This window comes from Bradyrhizobium sp. 199 (assembly GCF_023073355.1).
Lineage (GTDB): Bacteria > Pseudomonadota > Alphaproteobacteria > Rhizobiales > Xanthobacteraceae > Bradyrhizobium.
Window position 1 is genome coordinate 342844 of the sequence record NZ_JADPJI010000006.1, and the last position, 15478, is coordinate 358321.

At 64.8% G+C, this 15478-nt stretch carries 12 protein-coding genes; 4 read left to right on the forward strand and 8 right to left on the reverse strand.

Going from position 1 to position 15478, the window contains the following annotated elements; genetic code table 11:
• Window positions 1–5 precede the first annotated feature (5 nt).
• Window positions 6–755 carry a F0F1 ATP synthase subunit A gene (locus IVB28_RS22050; RefSeq protein ID WP_247528999.1) on the reverse strand — a complete coding sequence of 250 codons (750 nt, stop codon included), beginning with the start codon at window positions 753–755 and terminating at the stop codon, window positions 6–8.
• A 111-nt stretch (window positions 756–866) separates the two neighbouring features.
• Window positions 867–1241, reverse strand: coding sequence for an AtpZ/AtpI family protein (locus tag IVB28_RS22055; protein WP_247529000.1), 375 nt, complete (start codon window positions 1239–1241; stop codon window positions 867–869).
• 75 nt (window positions 1242–1316) lie between these two features.
• Between IVB28_RS22055 and IVB28_RS22060 the strand changes: the two genes are divergently transcribed.
• The 3 genes from IVB28_RS22060 to IVB28_RS22070 all read left to right on the forward strand — a co-directional run bounded on the left by IVB28_RS22060 (window position 1317) and on the right by IVB28_RS22070 (window position 2757).
• The gene (locus tag IVB28_RS22060; protein ID WP_247529002.1) at window positions 1317–1559 is read left to right on the forward strand and encodes a hypothetical protein; all 243 of its coding nucleotides are present in this window, start codon (window positions 1317–1319) and stop codon (window positions 1557–1559) included.
• A gap of 42 nt (window positions 1560–1601) precedes the next feature.
• The gene (locus IVB28_RS22065; protein ID WP_247529003.1) at window positions 1602–2138 is read left to right on the forward strand and encodes a hypothetical protein; all 537 of its coding nucleotides are present in this window, start codon (window positions 1602–1604) and stop codon (window positions 2136–2138) included.
• A 145-nt stretch (window positions 2139–2283) separates the two neighbouring features.
• Entirely contained in the window at window positions 2284–2757 is a 474-nt protein-coding gene (locus IVB28_RS22070; RefSeq protein WP_247529004.1) for a secondary thiamine-phosphate synthase enzyme YjbQ, read from the forward strand.
• A 127-nt stretch (window positions 2758–2884) separates the two neighbouring features.
• Here the strand turns inward: IVB28_RS22070 and IVB28_RS22075 are convergent, their stop codons facing one another.
• Complete coding sequence (locus IVB28_RS22075; RefSeq protein ID WP_247529005.1) at window positions 2885–4510, reverse strand: MFS transporter; 1626 nt, start codon at window positions 4508–4510, stop codon at window positions 2885–2887.
• 342 nt (window positions 4511–4852) lie between these two features.
• On the opposite strand from IVB28_RS22075, the gene IVB28_RS22080 reads away from it, so the two are divergent.
• On the forward strand, window positions 4853–5524 hold the full coding sequence (locus IVB28_RS22080) for a response regulator transcription factor (RefSeq protein WP_247529006.1): 672 nt from the start codon (window positions 4853–4855) through the stop codon (window positions 5522–5524).
• 72 nt (window positions 5525–5596) lie between these two features.
• Here IVB28_RS22080 and IVB28_RS22085 read toward each other — a convergent pair whose 3' ends face one another.
• The 5 genes from IVB28_RS22085 to IVB28_RS22105 all read right to left on the reverse strand — a co-directional run bounded on the left by IVB28_RS22085 (window position 5597) and on the right by IVB28_RS22105 (window position 15451).
• Complete coding sequence (locus IVB28_RS22085; RefSeq protein WP_247529007.1) at window positions 5597–9106, reverse strand: hybrid sensor histidine kinase/response regulator; 3510 nt, start codon at window positions 9104–9106, stop codon at window positions 5597–5599.
• A 482-nt stretch (window positions 9107–9588) separates the two neighbouring features.
• Complete coding sequence (hemA, locus tag IVB28_RS22090; protein ID WP_247529008.1) at window positions 9589–10818, reverse strand: 5-aminolevulinate synthase; 1230 nt, start codon at window positions 10816–10818, stop codon at window positions 9589–9591.
• Between the two features lie 311 nt (window positions 10819–11129).
• The gene (locus IVB28_RS22095) at window positions 11130–12191 is read right to left on the reverse strand and encodes an MBL fold metallo-hydrolase (RefSeq protein WP_247529009.1); all 1062 of its coding nucleotides are present in this window, start codon (window positions 12189–12191) and stop codon (window positions 11130–11132) included.
• 218 nt (window positions 12192–12409) lie between these two features.
• Window positions 12410–14563: a methyl-accepting chemotaxis protein gene (locus IVB28_RS22100; RefSeq protein WP_247529010.1), complete on the reverse strand. Its 2154-nt coding sequence runs from the start codon at window positions 14561–14563 to the stop codon at window positions 12410–12412.
• A gap of 162 nt (window positions 14564–14725) precedes the next feature.
• The gene (locus IVB28_RS22105; protein WP_247529011.1) at window positions 14726–15451 is read right to left on the reverse strand and encodes an outer membrane protein; all 726 of its coding nucleotides are present in this window, start codon (window positions 15449–15451) and stop codon (window positions 14726–14728) included.
• Window positions 15452–15478 lie beyond the last annotated feature (27 nt).

Sequence of the window (15478 nt, forward strand, 5' to 3'; positions counted from 1 at the left end):
ACCGCTCAGTGTCCCGGATGAATGGCGTCGTTGAGGTAGATGCAGGTCAGGATCGCAAACACATAGGCTTGCAGGAACGCGACCAGAATCTCGAGCGCGTACAGCGCAACCGTGAGGGCCAGCGGCAGCACGCCGCCGACCCAGCCGAGGGCGCCGAGCGAGAAGCCGAGCATGGCGACGAAGCCCGCGAACACCTTCAGCGCGATGTGGCCGGCCAGCATGTTGGCGAACAGACGGACGCTGTGGGAGACCGGCCGCAGGAAGAACGACAGGATCTCGATGAACATCACCAGCGGCAGGATGTAGCCTGGGACCCCGTGCGGCACGAAGATCGAGAAGAACTTCAGGCCGTTCTTGGCGACGCCGTAGATCAGGACGGTGAAGAAGACCAGGAGCGCAAGCGCTGCCGTCACGATCAGATGACTCGAGATCGTGAAGGTGTAGGGGATGATGCCGACCAGGTTCGAGACGCAGATGAACATGAACAGCGAGAAGATCAGCGGGAAGAACTTCATGCCTTCCGAGCCGGCGGTCGAGCGGATGGTCGAGGCGACGAACTCGTAGGAGATCTCGGCGACCGATTGGAGGCGCCCGGGGACCAGCTGCGTGCCGCTGGCAAGCATCAGGAGCGAGATGATCGCGACCGCCACCAGCATGTACAGCGACGAATTGGTGAAGGCGATCGTATGATTGCCGATATGGCCCAGGGTGAAGAGAGGCTCGATGTTGAACTGGTGGATCGGGTCGATTTTCATCAGCGCGGCATCTCTTGGTCTGCCGGGCAATGCCGGCGGGTCTCGGTCTGCCGGCCGGGCCGGCCCGTACCGGCGAAGCCGGCACGATCATTCCTGTTCTGGTGGGACAGCTTACGAACCACCGCGCCTGTTTTGACCCGCGCCCGCCGTTCTCACCACATTCACCACGCCGGCGACGAAGCCCAGCAGCAGGAACACGATAAACCCGAAAGGCGACGTCGACAGTAAGCGGTCGAACCCCCAGCCAATCCCCGCTCCGACAACGACCCCGGCGACCAACTCCGACGATAACCGGAAACCAAGCGCCATCGCCGAGGCTCTGGCCGCTCTGTCTTCACCGTCACCTGCGGGTTGCTCGGTCTTGACGTGGCGGCCGCGAAATTCGGACAACCGCTGATCAAGATTTCCGAGCCGTTCGGAAAGCGCAGCTTCCTCGGGCGATCTATCGCGACCTCCATTCTCGCCGTGTCCCGTGCCCTGTGCCATGCAACGAAGACCCGAAACGCCGCGGCTGAATGGAAATTACGCCCGCCACCCTCAAAAGCCGCGCGGACCATACTGATGGCCCATAATCAAGTCAAGCCAAGTCACGATCGTGTCGCTTTCGATTATGTGTCTGATTTATATGATGTTATTGGCGCGCACGGCAGCGCTGCACACAGCGTGACGCCGCACCGCAGCAGATCGCTTCATGATCCGCGAACGCGGCTGCCCTTTCGCGACGCTTCCGGGATCGAAGACGCTGCCGCGATCGTTGATGTCGGGTGTGCGTTTTGGGCGGCGGATCGTCTCACCGGGGTGTAGAATTTGCCAGATTGCCACCTGCACGTCGTGGCGGAGAGCGCGATGAGACCCGTGAAATCATCCACAACATTCTGGCTTGCAGCGGCGGCATTGGCCGCGGCGACGGCGCTCAGCGGCGGCCTCGAGGCGGCGCAATCTGCGCCGGACAGCGAAAACGGTCGCTACAGCATGACGCCGATGCCCGAGGGCGTGCTGCGGCTCGACACCCGGACCGGCACGGTGTCGACCTGCACCAGGAACGGCGCCGGCTGGGCCTGCTACGCGGTGCCGGACGAACGAACGGCGCTCGACGCCGAGATCGGCAGGCTCCAGGCCGAGGTCGAGAGGCTGAAGGGGCAGCTCGCGGCGGCGCCGACGGTACCGGGCAAGATCGACGAGGCGCTGCCGAAATCCGACCCCTTGACGAAAGCCGAACCCAAGTCGGCCGAGCGCAAGTCCGCCGAGGGCGAGCGCAAGATCGAGATCCCGCTGCCGAGCGATCAGGACGTCGATCGCGTGATGTCGTTTCTGGAAAAGGCCTGGCGGCGGCTGATCGACATGGCCAACCGCGTTCAGAAGGACGTCTCGGGCAAGATTTGACGGTCCCTCCATGGGTTGAGGTGCCGCAGGATGGGCAAAGGCGTTCTTACGCCGTGCCCACCATGTCTCCAGAACGACGAAAAAAGACGTGGGCACGTTTCGCTTTGCCCACGCACGGGCAGTGTTCGATCAGTCGAGACCTTTCATGACGTCAGCTAAATCCGTCACACGCTCGCCAGCATCCTCCGTGCAAGCCACCACGATCGCTTCGTCGTTGCTCACCGTGCAGACGCCGGGTCGCGGCTTCACTGATCTCACCAGCGAAGCCGCAAAATTCGTCGCCGAGGCTCACGGGCGCGAGGGCGCGTTGACGCTGTTCATCCGCCATACCTCAGCGTCGCTGACGATTCAGGAGAACGCCGATCCTTCCGTCCTCGTCGACCTCACGACCGCGCTGTCCCGGCTCGCGCCGGAGAATGCCGGATGGACCCACGATACCGAAGGGCCGGACGACATGCCGGCCCACGTCAAGACGATGTTGACCGGGGCCTCGCTTCAGGTCCCGGTCCTGAACGGGAGGCTTGCACTCGGCACCTGGCAGGCGATCTATCTGATCGAGCATCGCAAGCGCCCGCACCGGCGCGAGGTGGTGCTGCAATTCATCGGCAGCAATCAATAGGGCTTTTTCGAGCGAAGTGGGCGCCGGTTCGCGTCAAGAAAACGCGTCGAAACAAAAAGCTCCCATAAACAAAACCGGCCGCGGGAAGCCGCGGCCGGTTCGTGTGGTTGAGATCGGTGCTTGTCGATCAGGTCGCCTTGATGTCGACGTCCTTGGTCTCGGGCAGGAGGAAGAAGCCGATCACGACGGTAATCGATGCGAAGATGACCGGATACCAGAGGCCGGCATAGATGTCGCCGGTCGAGGCCACGATGGCGAAGGCAGTCGCCGGCAGCAGGCCACCGAACCATCCGTTGCCGATGTGGTAGGGCAGCGACATCGAGGTGTAGCGGATGCGGGTCGGGAACAGTTCGACCAGCATCGCGGCGATCGGGCCGTACACCATGGTGACGAAGAGCACCAGGACGAACAGCAGTCCGACGACCGCGGCCACCTGCGGACGGAAGATGTCGAACGGATGCGCCATCTTCACGATGCCCGCATCGCCGGGCTTCGGATATCCGGCTGCCTGCACGGCGGCGAGGACGGCAGGATTGCTATCCTTCGCGTTGGTGTAGGCGACGTCCTTGCCGTTGACCACCACCTTCACGCCGGAGCCGGCTGCGCCCGGCGTGGTCGAGTACTTGACCGACGACTGCGACAGGTAGGCACGTGCGGTGTCGCAAGGCGAGGTGAAGACGCGGGTGCCGACCGGGTTGAACAAATCGCCGCAACCTGCGGGATCGGCCACCACGTCGACCTTGACCGTTTCGATCGCCTTTTCCAGCGCCGGGTTGGCGTTGGTCGTGATCATCTTGAAGATCGGGAAGAAAGTCAGTGCCGCGATCAGGCAGCCGCCGAGAATGATCGGCTTGCGGCCGATCTTGTCGGACAGCACGCCGAACACGATGAAGAAGCCGGTGCCGAGCAGCAGCGACCAGGCGATCAGCAGGTTGGCGGTGTAACCGTCGACCTTCAGGATCGATTGCAGGAAGAACAGCGCGTAGAACTGGCCGGTGTACCAGACCACGCCCTGGCCCATCACGCCGCCGAGCAGCGCGAGCAGCACGAGTTTGCCGTTCTGCCAATTGCCGAAGGCTTCCGTCAGCGGCGCCTTCGAGCTCTTCCCCTCGTCCTTCATCTTCTGGAAGATCGGGGATTCATTGAGGCGAAGCCGGATCCAGACCGAGATGCCGAGCAGCAGCACCGAGACCAGGAACGGAATGCGCCAGCCCCACGCCGCGAAGTCGGCTTCGCCGAGCGCGGAACGGGTGAACAGGATCACCAGCAGCGACAGGAACAAGCCGAGCGTCGCGGTGGTTTGAATGAAGGAGGTGTAGTAGCCGCGCTTGCCGTTCGGAGCGTGCTCCGCGACATAGGTCGCCGCACCGCCATATTCGCCGCCGAGCGCCAGGCCCTGGGCGAGGCGCAACGCGATCAGGATGATCGGAGCCGCGATGCCGATGGTGGCCGCGTTCGGCAGCAGGCCGACGATGAAGGTCGACAGACCCATGATCAGGATGGTGACGAGGAAGGTGTATTTGCGGCCGACAATGTCGCCGACCCGGCCGAACACGATCGCGCCGAACGGACGCACCAGGAAGCCGGCTGCGAACGCGAGCAGCGCGAAGATGTCGCGGGTAGCCGGCGGATAGGCCGAGAAGAACTGGGCGCCGATGATGCCGGCCAGCGAACCATAGAGGTAGAAATCGTACCACTCGAAGACGGTACCGAGCGAGGAAGCAAGAATGACGAACCGTTCGTCCTTCGTCATCCCTCCCGCGCCTGCTTGAGATACAGCCATTGTGGACATGTTGAGTCGCTCCCCGAAATGCGTTTCCTCGCGCCCCAGATGTCCGGACATGCCGGATCAACCCAGGTCTTGCCCGCAAGGTAACATCGGCGTGAAACCCGCCCCAATACGACTTTCGGCCTTGCGCACTGACGTGCAGCTGACGCCGCGGACCTTGCACCCGGCAACATAGTGCCGACCCGTGGATTAACCCCGTTGCCGCAAAGGGATAATGTCCACTTGCATGCCACCGCTGGTCGAGAAAGAATTGACCAAGGCCCCGCGCCGGCTTACTGGCCCGGTGCGATTGCCAGCAAGAGAACGATGAACGCTGCCTCGACCCATCTCGTCATCGCCGATGACCACCCGTTGTTCCGCGACGCGCTGCGGCAGGCGGTGGCCGGCGTGCTGACCACGGCCAAAATCGACGAGGCCGGATCGTTCGAGGATCTGACCAAGCTCCTGGAACAAACCTCGGACGTCGACTTGATCTTGCTCGACCTCTCGATGCCCGGGATTTCAGGCTTTTCCGGCCTGATCTACCTGCGCGCGCAATATCCGGCGATCCCGGTAGTGATTGTTTCGGCTTCCGACGACAGCGCCACGATCCGCCGCTCGCTCGATTTCGGCGCCTCCGGCTTCATTCCGAAGCGTTTCGGCGTCGAGACCTTGCGCGACGCCATCCTCAAGGTGATGGAAGGCGACGTCTGGGTTCCCGGCGACACCGATCTGTCGGCGGCCGCCGACCCCGACATGACGCGCCTGCGCGACCGCCTGGTGACGCTGACGCCGCAGCAGGTCCGGGTTCTGATGATGCTGTCGGAGGGCTTGCTCAACAAGCAGATCGCCTATGAGCTCGGCGTGTCCGAGGCGACCATCAAGGCGCACGTCTCGGCGATCCTGCAAAAGCTCGGCGTCGAAAGCCGCACCCAGGCGGTGATCGCCGCCGCGAAGATTGCCGGCGGCCAGTGGAAGCAGGGCACGCCGACAGGCTGATGCCGCGACCGGCGGCTGGGGGGCCGTTTCCTACCCGAGTTGCGAACGCCGGCTGGCCTTCGGCAGCGCCTCTCACTCCGCGGCCACCATCTGTTGCGTGCGCCATTGGCCAAGGAGGGCGCGGAGCGATGCCGGCTTGACCGGCTTGTTGAGCACCGCGACCTTCTCGTCGCGTGCAGCCGCTTGCACGGCGGGGCTGCGGTCGGCGGTGATCAGGATCGCGGGGATGGTATCGCCGAAGCGGCGGCGAATGTCGCGGATCGCGGCGATGCCGTTGCCGCGGTCGAGATGATAGTCGACCAGGAGGCCGGTGACGCGTCTTCCGGCGGTTTCGATTGCGGCGATCGCAGCTTCGGGATCGGCGACCGCGATCACCTCGGCGTCCCAGGCCTTCAGCAGCGTGCGCATGCCGTCGAGGATCGCCGCATCGTTCTCGATGCAGACGATCAGGGCGCCCGAGATCGGCGTGCGCGCCAGCGGCGTCGCGCTGGTCACGGCGGCGGTATGGGTGATCGCCTTGGCGGTCGGCACCGTCACGGAGAACACCGAGCCGCCGCTCTTGTTGCCGTCGATGGCGATGCCGTGCTTGAGCACGCGCGCCAGGCGTTCGACGATCGAGAGGCCGAGCCCGAGCCCGCGCGCGATCCGCGCGCCCTGCTCCAGGCGGTGGAATTCCTTGAAGATCTCGCCGCGCTTGACCGGCGGGATGCCGACGCCGGTGTCGTAGACGCAGATCTTGAGCGAAGGGCCTTGCCGGCGGCAGCCGACCAGCACGCGGCCCCGCGGGGTGTATTTGATCGCGTTGGAGATCAGGTTCTGCAGCAGCCGGCGCAGCAGGAGCCGATCCGACTCGACCGGCAGCGAGCAGGGCACGAAGGCGAGCTCCAGGCTCTTGGCGCGCGCGATCGGGGCGAACTCGATCTCCAGCGAGCGCATCAGGTCGGCCATCTTGAAGCTCGAGATCGATGTCGTCATCGCGCCGGCGTCGAGGCGGGAGATATCGAGCAGCGCACCGAGGATCTCTTCGATCGCCTGCAGCGATTCGTCGATGTTCTCGACCAGCCGAGTCTCCTCGCCGCTGTGCTGGCGCTCGACCAGGCTGGTGACATAGAGCCGCGCCGCGTTCAGCGGCTGGAGAATGTCGTGGCTGGCGGCGGCGAGGAAGCGCGTCTTGGAGATGCTGGCGTCTTCCGCCGTGCTCTTGGCCAGGGCCAGCTCGGAGTTCAGCCGTGTCAGTTCCTCGGTGCGGTCGCGCACGCGCTTTTCCAGGGTCGCGTTGGCGCGCTCCAGTGCTTCGGCCGCCTCGAACGTCGGCGTGACGTCGGTGAAGGTAATGACGAAGCCGCCGCCGGGCATGCGGTTGGTCAAAATCTCGATCACCATGTGGCGGTCGGGCAGGCGCTCGAGATAAGGCTCGCTGTCGGTGGTGTAAGCTGCGAGCCGACGCTCCAGCATGGCCTCCCGCTCGACCGCGTCATCCGGCTCGCTCACGCCCATGAATTCCAGGATCTCACGCAAGGGCGTGCCGAACTGAATGAAATGCGGGGGAACATTGAGGAGATCGCCGAACTGGCGGTTGGAGCAGATCAACTGCAGGTCGGCGTCGAACACCGCGATGCCCTGGCGAACGTGGTTGAGGGCGGTCTGCAGGATCTCGCGGTTGAAATGCAGGGCCGCGTGCGAATCGTCGAGCAGCTTGAGTGCGGCCTTGGCCGAGACCGTGCGCTTGCGCAGCAGCAGCGACATCACAAGGCGCGAGGAGGCCGCGCCGATCGAGGAGGCGATTAGGTGCTCGGCGTGCTGCAACAGCTCGAAATCAGCGGGAGCCCCGGACTCCAGCCGGACATTGCGCCGCGCAGAGAAGGCCTCGAAGGACTGCCGCGCGCGGTCGGGTCCGAGATATTGCGCGACGGTGGTCTGGATGTCCTGCACTGTGACGGTGGTGCGCCAGCGGCGGAAGCCCGGGGAGATCGGCGCGAGCGTGTTGGGCACGAACAAATCGGCCTGTACCAGCTCGATCGAAGACGGCCGGTGCGCCAGCGACAGCAGCACATAGGTCAGGATGTTGAGGGACAGCGACCAGATGACGCCGTGCATCAGCGGCGGCAGATCGGCGCCGAACAGCGCCTGCGGCCGCAACGCCTCGATGCCGAACGGTCCATGCTGGAGCAGCAGGATTCCCGTGGTCGAGGTGTCCATGAAGCTCGGCATGAACAGCGTGTAGAGCCACACCGCGAAGCCGACCAGCATGCCGCCGATCGCGCCACGCGCGGTCGCGCGCCGCCACAGCAGTCCGCCGAAGAAGCTCGGCGAGAGCTGGGCGATGGCGGCAAAGGAGAGCAGGCCGATCGCCGCGAGCTGGGTATTGCCGAGCGCGCGGTAGTAGAAATAAGCCATCACCATGATGGCGAAGATCGCGAGCCGCCGCGAGCGCAGCAGGAAGTCGCTGAAATCTGCGCCCCCGGTGCGCCCCTCAGGCCGTCGTTGCAGCACCAGGGGCACCACGAGGTCGTTCGAGACCATGATGGAGAGCGCGACGCATTCGACGATCACCATCGCCGTTGCCGCCGACAGGCCGCCGACGAAGATGGCGACGCTGAGCAGATCCGCACCGCCCTCCATCGGCAACGCCAGCACGTACATGTCGGGGTCGGCCGCGCCGAACGGAAAGCTGACGAGGCCGGCGAGCGCGATCGGGATCACGAACAGGTTGATGGCGATGAGGTAGAGCGGGAACAGCCAGCGCGCGCGGCCGACCTCGGCATCGCTGGAGTTCTCGACCACACTGACGTGGAACTGGCGCGGCAGCAGCATGATCGCGCAGAGCGACAGCAGCGTCATGGTGAGGAAGTTGCCGATGGATGGCGAATAGTTGATGGCGCGCACCGCCTCCGGCGTCTTCATGGCGCGCTCGATCAGCTCATGCGGCGAGAACATCCAGAAGGTGACGAAGATGCCGGCGGCGAGGAAGGCGACCAGCTTGATGATGGATTCGGTCGCGACCGCCAGCATCAGGCCGTGCTGGTGCTCGGTGGCATCGGTCTGCCGCGTACCGAACAGCACCGCAAAGGCCGCCATCGTCAGCGTCACCATCAGCGCCATGTCGCCGACGATCGGGATATGGGAGAAGGCCTGGTCCTCGCTCAGGATGGTCTCCAGCGAGGATGCCACCGCCTTGAGCTGGAGCGCGATGTAGGGGACCGAGCCGATGATGGCGATCAGCGCGACGGTGGCCGCCACCGCCTGGCTCTTGCCGTAGCGGGCCCCGATGAAATCGGCGATCGAGGTGATGTTGTGGGCTTTCGCCAGCTGGATCACGCGGCGCAAGACGCCCGCGCCGAGCCCGATCATCAGGATCGGGCCGACATAGATGGCAAGGAAGTCGGTCGAGGTGCGGGTGGCGAAGCCGACCGAACCGAAGAAGGTCCAGGAGGTGCAGTAGATCGCCAGCGACAGCGGATAGATCAGCCCGGAGGCACGACCGCGGCCGGCCGGCGAGCGGCGGTCGCCATGGCTCGCCACCAGGAACAGGAAGCCGATATAGCCGAAGGCGGCGGCGATCACGCCCCAATCGTGCAGCATGGGTCGGGGGCTCTCTCCCTGGGCGCGAGGACGCCCGGTCTCATTTTCCCTGCAAACCTAGCGCGTTGGGCAGGGAGAGGCGACAGCCAAATGCCTGGTAGGGGCGGGAACCGGGGTCGTCGTTAAGGGGCAGCGCGCGGTGTTGTCGGGCCTACGAGAGAGCCCCGGTGTGGCACCCCCCTCCCTGACCTTCCCGCGCAACGGCAGGGCTATCGCATATGGGAGCGCTTTCTCTGTGGCCATCCTTCGAGACGCCCGCCATCGGCGGACCCTCAAGATGAGGTCCCAGTGTGTGGCAGCAGTTTCAACGGGCTCGGTGCCGCTTAGCCTCATCCTGAGGAGACCGCGAAGCGGTCGTCTCGAAGGACGAGGCGCGCGCTCAGCTCGTGACAAATACCAAATGCGATAGCCCTGCCCGCAACGGAGGAGGTCCAGTAGCTCCGGGGATGGTGAAAGATAGATCGAAGAAGACGTGAAACAGTCTACTCCGCCGCCAGCGACTTCTCGCGCAGCGGCAGGCCGAGGCGGTCCCACACTTGCAGCAGGGCTTCGGCGAGCTGATCGATCAGGCCGTCGTCGTGATAGGGCGAGGGCGTGATGCGCAGCCGCTCGCTGCCCTTGGCGACCGTCGGATAGTTGATCGGCTGGATGTAGATGCCGTGCTCTTCGAGCAGGAGGTCGGACGCCTGCTTGCACTTCTCGGGATCGCCGACGAACAGCGGCACGATGTGGGTGTCGCTCGACATGACAGGCAGGCCGGCGGCGTTGAGGATCGCCTTGACGCGGGCGGCACGGTCCTGGTGGCGCTCGCGCTCCCAGTTCGAGGTCTTCAGATGCTTGATCGCGGCGGTCGCGGCCGAGCAGATCGCCGGCGGCAGCGCCGTCGTGAAGATGAAGCCCGGCGCGTAGGAGCGCACGGCATCGATGATCTGGCCGTTGGCGGCGATGTAGCCGCCGAGGCAGCCGAACGCTTTCGCCAGCGTGCCTTCCAGAATATCGATGCGATGCATGACACCGTCACGCTCGGCGATGCCGCCGCCGCGCGGGCCGTACATGCCGACCGCGTGGACCTCATCGACATAGGTCATCGCTTTGTACTTCTCGGCGAGATCGCAGATCTTGGCGAGCGGGGCGACGTCTCCGTCCATGGAATAGAGGCTCTCGCAGACAATCAGCTTCGGCCGGTTCGGATCGGCCGCCTTCAACAGCGCCTCGAGATGCGCAAGATCGTTGTGGCGGAACACGACCCGCTCGCAGCCCGACTGGCGGATGCCCTCGATCATCGAATTGTGGTTGAGCGCGTCCGACAGGATCAGGCAGTTCGGAATGAGCTTTGCGATGGTCGGGATGCCGGTCTGGTTCGAGACATAGCCCGAGGTGAACAGCAGTGCGGCTTCCTTGCCGTGGAGGTCGGCGAGCTCGGCCTCGAGCTGGACCAGCGGATGATGCGTGCCGGCGATGTTGCGGGTGCCGCCGGCACCGGTGCCGACGCGCGTCGCGGTCTCGACCATGGCGCCGACCACCTTCGGGTGCTGGCCCATGCCGAGATAATCGTTGGAGCACCAGATCACGACGTCGCGCTTGCCCTCGGGCGAGTGCCAGGTGGCGTGCGGGAATCGGCCGGCCGTGCGCTCGAGGTCCGCGAACACGCGATAGCGCCGCTCGGCGTGGAGACGATCGAGGGCGGAATCGAAGAACTGGTTGTAATCCATCGGCAAAACCTGCACGGAACCCGGCCACGGCGGCCGCTCGTTTCTAGAGCTTTTCCGGCTCCAATGTCTATGCGCCAGCCCACATTTGTAACGATGCGCGCGGGTATATTGATAGCGGCGTATCGCCGGCGATAGTTGATATGGATCAAACGCCTAGCAGGGGCCTGATCGCGAGGACCGGGGCTCCAGGGAAGGGTCGGACCCCTGGCAGCTGCCATGGACATTTTGTCCACGGGAAGCGCTCCGTCCATGATTGCGCAGCAGGCGCATCGATGTTGTAGCCTCGCAAGCGGGGCGAGGTGAACCACCACTCACGTCGTCCGGAACTGCAGCACGCCGTCCTTCGTCTCCACCGTCAGCCGGCCCTCGACGATCATGTAGTTGACGTGAGCGACCAGTTCGCCGGCGGCGAAGCCCATCTGGTGCTCGTCGAGCACATGCTTGTTGAACACGACGGGCACCAGGGCGCGCGAGGTCTGCGGCACCTCGCGGCAGGCTTCGGCGATCAGGCGGCAGCGCTCCTCATGGTGGTCGGCGAGCTGCTTGATGCGGGTCTTCAGTCCGTAGAACGGCACGCCGTGGCCGGGCAGCACCAAGACGTCGTAGGGGAGCGTCGTGGTGAGGCTGGCGAGCGAGGCCAGATATTCGCCGAGAGAGTTCTGGTCGGGCTCGACCGCCCAGACGCTGACATTGGGCGAAATCTTGCTCAGCACCTGGTCGGCGGAGAGGAACAGCTTGTCGTCGGCACAGTACAGCATCACCTGGTCGAGCGCGTGGCCGCCGCCGGTGATCACCTTGAAGCGGCGCGTGCCAATCACGACGTCGTCGCCGTGGGAGATGCGGCGGTAGGAGGGCGGCAGCACCGAGACGCGCTTGAGATAATCCTGGCCGCGGCCCAGCAGCTTTTCGGTGAGCGACTCGTCCATGCCATGACGGCGGAAGAACAGCCGCTGCGCCTCCTGCCGCTCCGCGGTGCCGCGATTCTGGTGATACACCGATTGCAGATATTCGACCTGCGACATCACCAGCGGGCAATCGAACCGCTCGACGACCCAGCCCGCAAGTCCGACATGGTCGGGGTGGGAGTGGGTAACGATCAGGCGCGTGATGTCGACGCCCTTGAGCGGTCCGTCGAACAGCTTGGTCCAGGCCTCGATCGTCTCCTCGTTGCCGAAGCCGGTATCCACCATGGCATAGCCGTCGCCGTCGGCGAGCAGGTAGACGTTCACGTGGTTGAGGCGGAACGGCAGCTTCAGCCGCGCCCACAATACGCCGGGACGCACCTCCACGATCTCTTCGGGGCCGGGGTGCTGTTCCCAGGGATAGCGCAGGGCCTCGGCTGAGGAGTGCACCGTGTCGGTTTTTGAGCTCATGCTACCGACTTAAACCCGCCGCGGGCGGCGCGCCAGCCGAAAAAGGACAGGCCGTGGTCTCCGCATGGCGGTCATACCCGGGGCAGTGTTTTTCCGCGTCTCGGTTGAAGCGCGAAAAAACCCAGTCATTCCGGGGCGCGCGTACGCGCGAACGCGGAATCTAAGAGATTGTAGCGCGAGATTCCGTGTTCGCCTCTGCGGGGCGCCCCGGATGACAATCAGGCCGCCCGCATGTTGTTGAGGAACGCGTCGATCTCTCCGCGCAGCATGTCGGCCTCGCGCCGCAGCGCGTCCGAGGCGCCCAGCACTTCGTTCGCCGCGGCGCCGGCTTCGGCGGAGGCGGTGGAGACGCCGACGATGTTGCTGGAGACTTCGCTGGTGCCGCCGGCCGCATGCTGGATGTTGCGCGCGATCTCGCGGGTGGCGGCGCCCTGCTCCTCGACCGCGGCCGCGATCGTCGTGGTCACGCCATCGATCTCGCCGATGATCCGGCCGATGCCCTGGATGGCGCCGACCGCCGATGTCGTGATGTTCTGCATGCTGGCGATCTGGGCGCGGATTTCCTCCGTCGCCTTGGCGGTCTGGCTCGCGAGGCTCTTCACCTCGGAGGCAACCACGGCAAAGCCGCGGCCGGCCTCGCCCGCGCGCGCCGCCTCGATGGTGGCGTTGAGCGCGAGCAGATTGGTCTGCGAGGCGATTGTCTGGATCAAATCGACCACGACGCTGATGCGGCTTGCGCTGTCGGCAAGGCTCTGCACCGTTGCGTCGGTGGCGCCGGCCTCGTCGACCGCCTTCTTGGCGATCGCAGCGGAAGTGACGACCTGCTTGCTGATCTCCTCGATCGAGGACGACAGCTGCTCGGTGCCCGACGACACGGTCTGCACGTTGACCGAGGTCTCCTCGGCGGCGGAGGCGACCGCGTTCACCAACGCGTTGGACTGGTCGGCGGTGGTCGACATGCTCTGTGCGGTCGATTGCATCGAATTGGCCGACTGCGCCAGATTGTCGAGCGCGGAGCGCACCGTGTTTTCGAATTCGGTGATCGTCGCTTCCATGCGCGCGGCCCGCTCGGCCTTGACGATACGGTCTTTTTCCTGCTCGCTGGCGAGCGCCCGTGCTTCGATCATGCTGTCGCGGAATACGGTCAGCGTTTCCTTCATCACGCCGATCTCATCGTTCTGCCGGGAACGGACGATCTCGGTGTCGAGATCGCCGGCCGACAGCAGCTGCATGGCGCGTTGAAGCTCGCCGATGCGGCGCAGGATGTTGCGGCCGACATAGAGCCAGACGAACAGCGCCGAGCCGACCAGCATCAGCGCCCCGAGGGCCAGCATCGCGGTTGTCGCGAGCGAGGTCTCCTGCTGCGCCTGGGAGGTCGAGGCGTTGGTCTCCTTCTGCACGCCCTCGACGAGCTGCTGCACGCTGATGCCAAGGCCGACATTGAGCTTGCGGGTCTCGTCCAGGATGGTCTGGCCGTAGTCGACGGAATCGAGCTCCTTCTCACGCAGATTGAACACACCGGTCTTGCCGGTGCCGAGCGCGAGCAGCTTCTCCGCTGCCTCGCGCAGCATCTTGTTGCCCTGATTGTCCGGCAACAGATCGAGGTTGGAGCGCAGGCGGCCCTGTGCCGTCTTGAATCCCTTCTGGATGTCGTCGAGCTTGTCGCTCGTGTTGGCCGACAGCGCCGCACTCATGTCGGCGGCGGCGAGATTGCCGCTGGCGACGACGTTGCCGAGCTGGCCGACGATCTGCGCGGCGTCGGAGGCATCTGCGGTGGACAAATCGGCCGAGCCGAGAATGGCGTTGACCCGGGTCTGCGCGTCGAGCATCGCCGGGCTGGCCGCGCCGACGAAGGCGCCCTGCGCGCTGCGCAGCGCGTCATATTGCTTGTCGTGAAGGGCGGCGACATCCAGCCGTTCGCGGGCGGCCTTGGCCAGGCTCTGGGCTGCCTCGTTGATGCTTTTCATGGTCTCGCTGAGTCCAGAGACGACATTCTTGTCGCCGCCGAGCTCGATGATCTCGTTGAGCTTCTTCTGCGTCTGCTCCTGCAGCTCCTTGAGCTTCGCGGTGCGCTCCTTCAAAGCGTCCTCGGTTTGAGCCGCAAGCAGAGCCGGCCCCTGTGCCGCAAGGCTCGCGCTCAGTGCCGACAATTGCAGACTGGCGGCAAGGCGCGGAATGTCCCGCCCGCTCAGTTCGGTCATTCGTCCGCCGAGGTTTTGCAGCACGAGGCCGGCGCCGGCCGAGATCACGAGGCCCATGCCCGCGATCACCGCGAAGGCCGCGAACAGGCTGCCGCGCACGCCCCAGGTCGGCATTTTGAAACGAGGCCGCATTCGGCCAAGTGAGCCGCTAAGGCTGAGACGGATCGCCATGGAATTCCCCCAACATTCTGCTTCTGCTTGTGGCCGGCAGTATCCACACGGCGAGTTAAAAAATCGCAATCTCCGCAAACGGTTGAGCGTGTTCCGCAGGACGAAAAAAGAAGGGCCGGCGAATCGCCGGCCCTTCTGTCACGGTAAGATTGCGGTAACCGATCAGTAGCGCGCCACAGTCGGGCTGGCCCAGTTGAAGCGGTAGTTGACGCCCGCCTTGATGGTGTGGTCGTCGGTGGTGAAGCTGCCGGTGCCAGCCAGCGGACCGCCGGTGAAGCTCGCGTTACCGAAATTATAGTACTGGTACTCGGCCTTGGCCGACCAGTTCGGGGCGAACATATATTCGAGGCCGGCCCCGACCGTGTAGCCGTTGCGGTGATCGCCAGTGATCACGAAGGCAGACGGCACGCCACCGACCGTGACCTTCTCATTGTTGTCCGAATAGGCATAGCCGCCCTTCACGTAGACGAGGCCGGGGCCCCAGGTGTAGCCGACGCGGCCGGTGATCGAACCGAGACCACGCTGGTCGTTGGTGTAGGCGATGCCGCCCGGAAACACTGCGCCGACACTGCCGGAGAGCCAGGAATACTGGCCTTCGACACCGACCACGAAGTTCGGGTTCAACTGCCAGTCCGCACCGGCCTGCACGCCGCCGAGGAAACGGCCGTTGCCGTTGTTGCCGGTGGAGAGGCCATTGAAATTGTTGTCGCTGGAGAAGGCGCCGCCGACATGGCCGCCGACGTAGAAGCCGGTCCAGTTGTAGATCGGCGCGGCATAGGCCGGCGCGGGCGTCTTGTAGTAGTTGCGGTTGCCGAGATCGGCACCGACGGCCGGCGCAGCGGCGCCCAGCACGAGCAGCGCAACGGTCGCAAACAGAATCGTCTTCATCGTCTTGAACTCCAGCACTCAATGTCC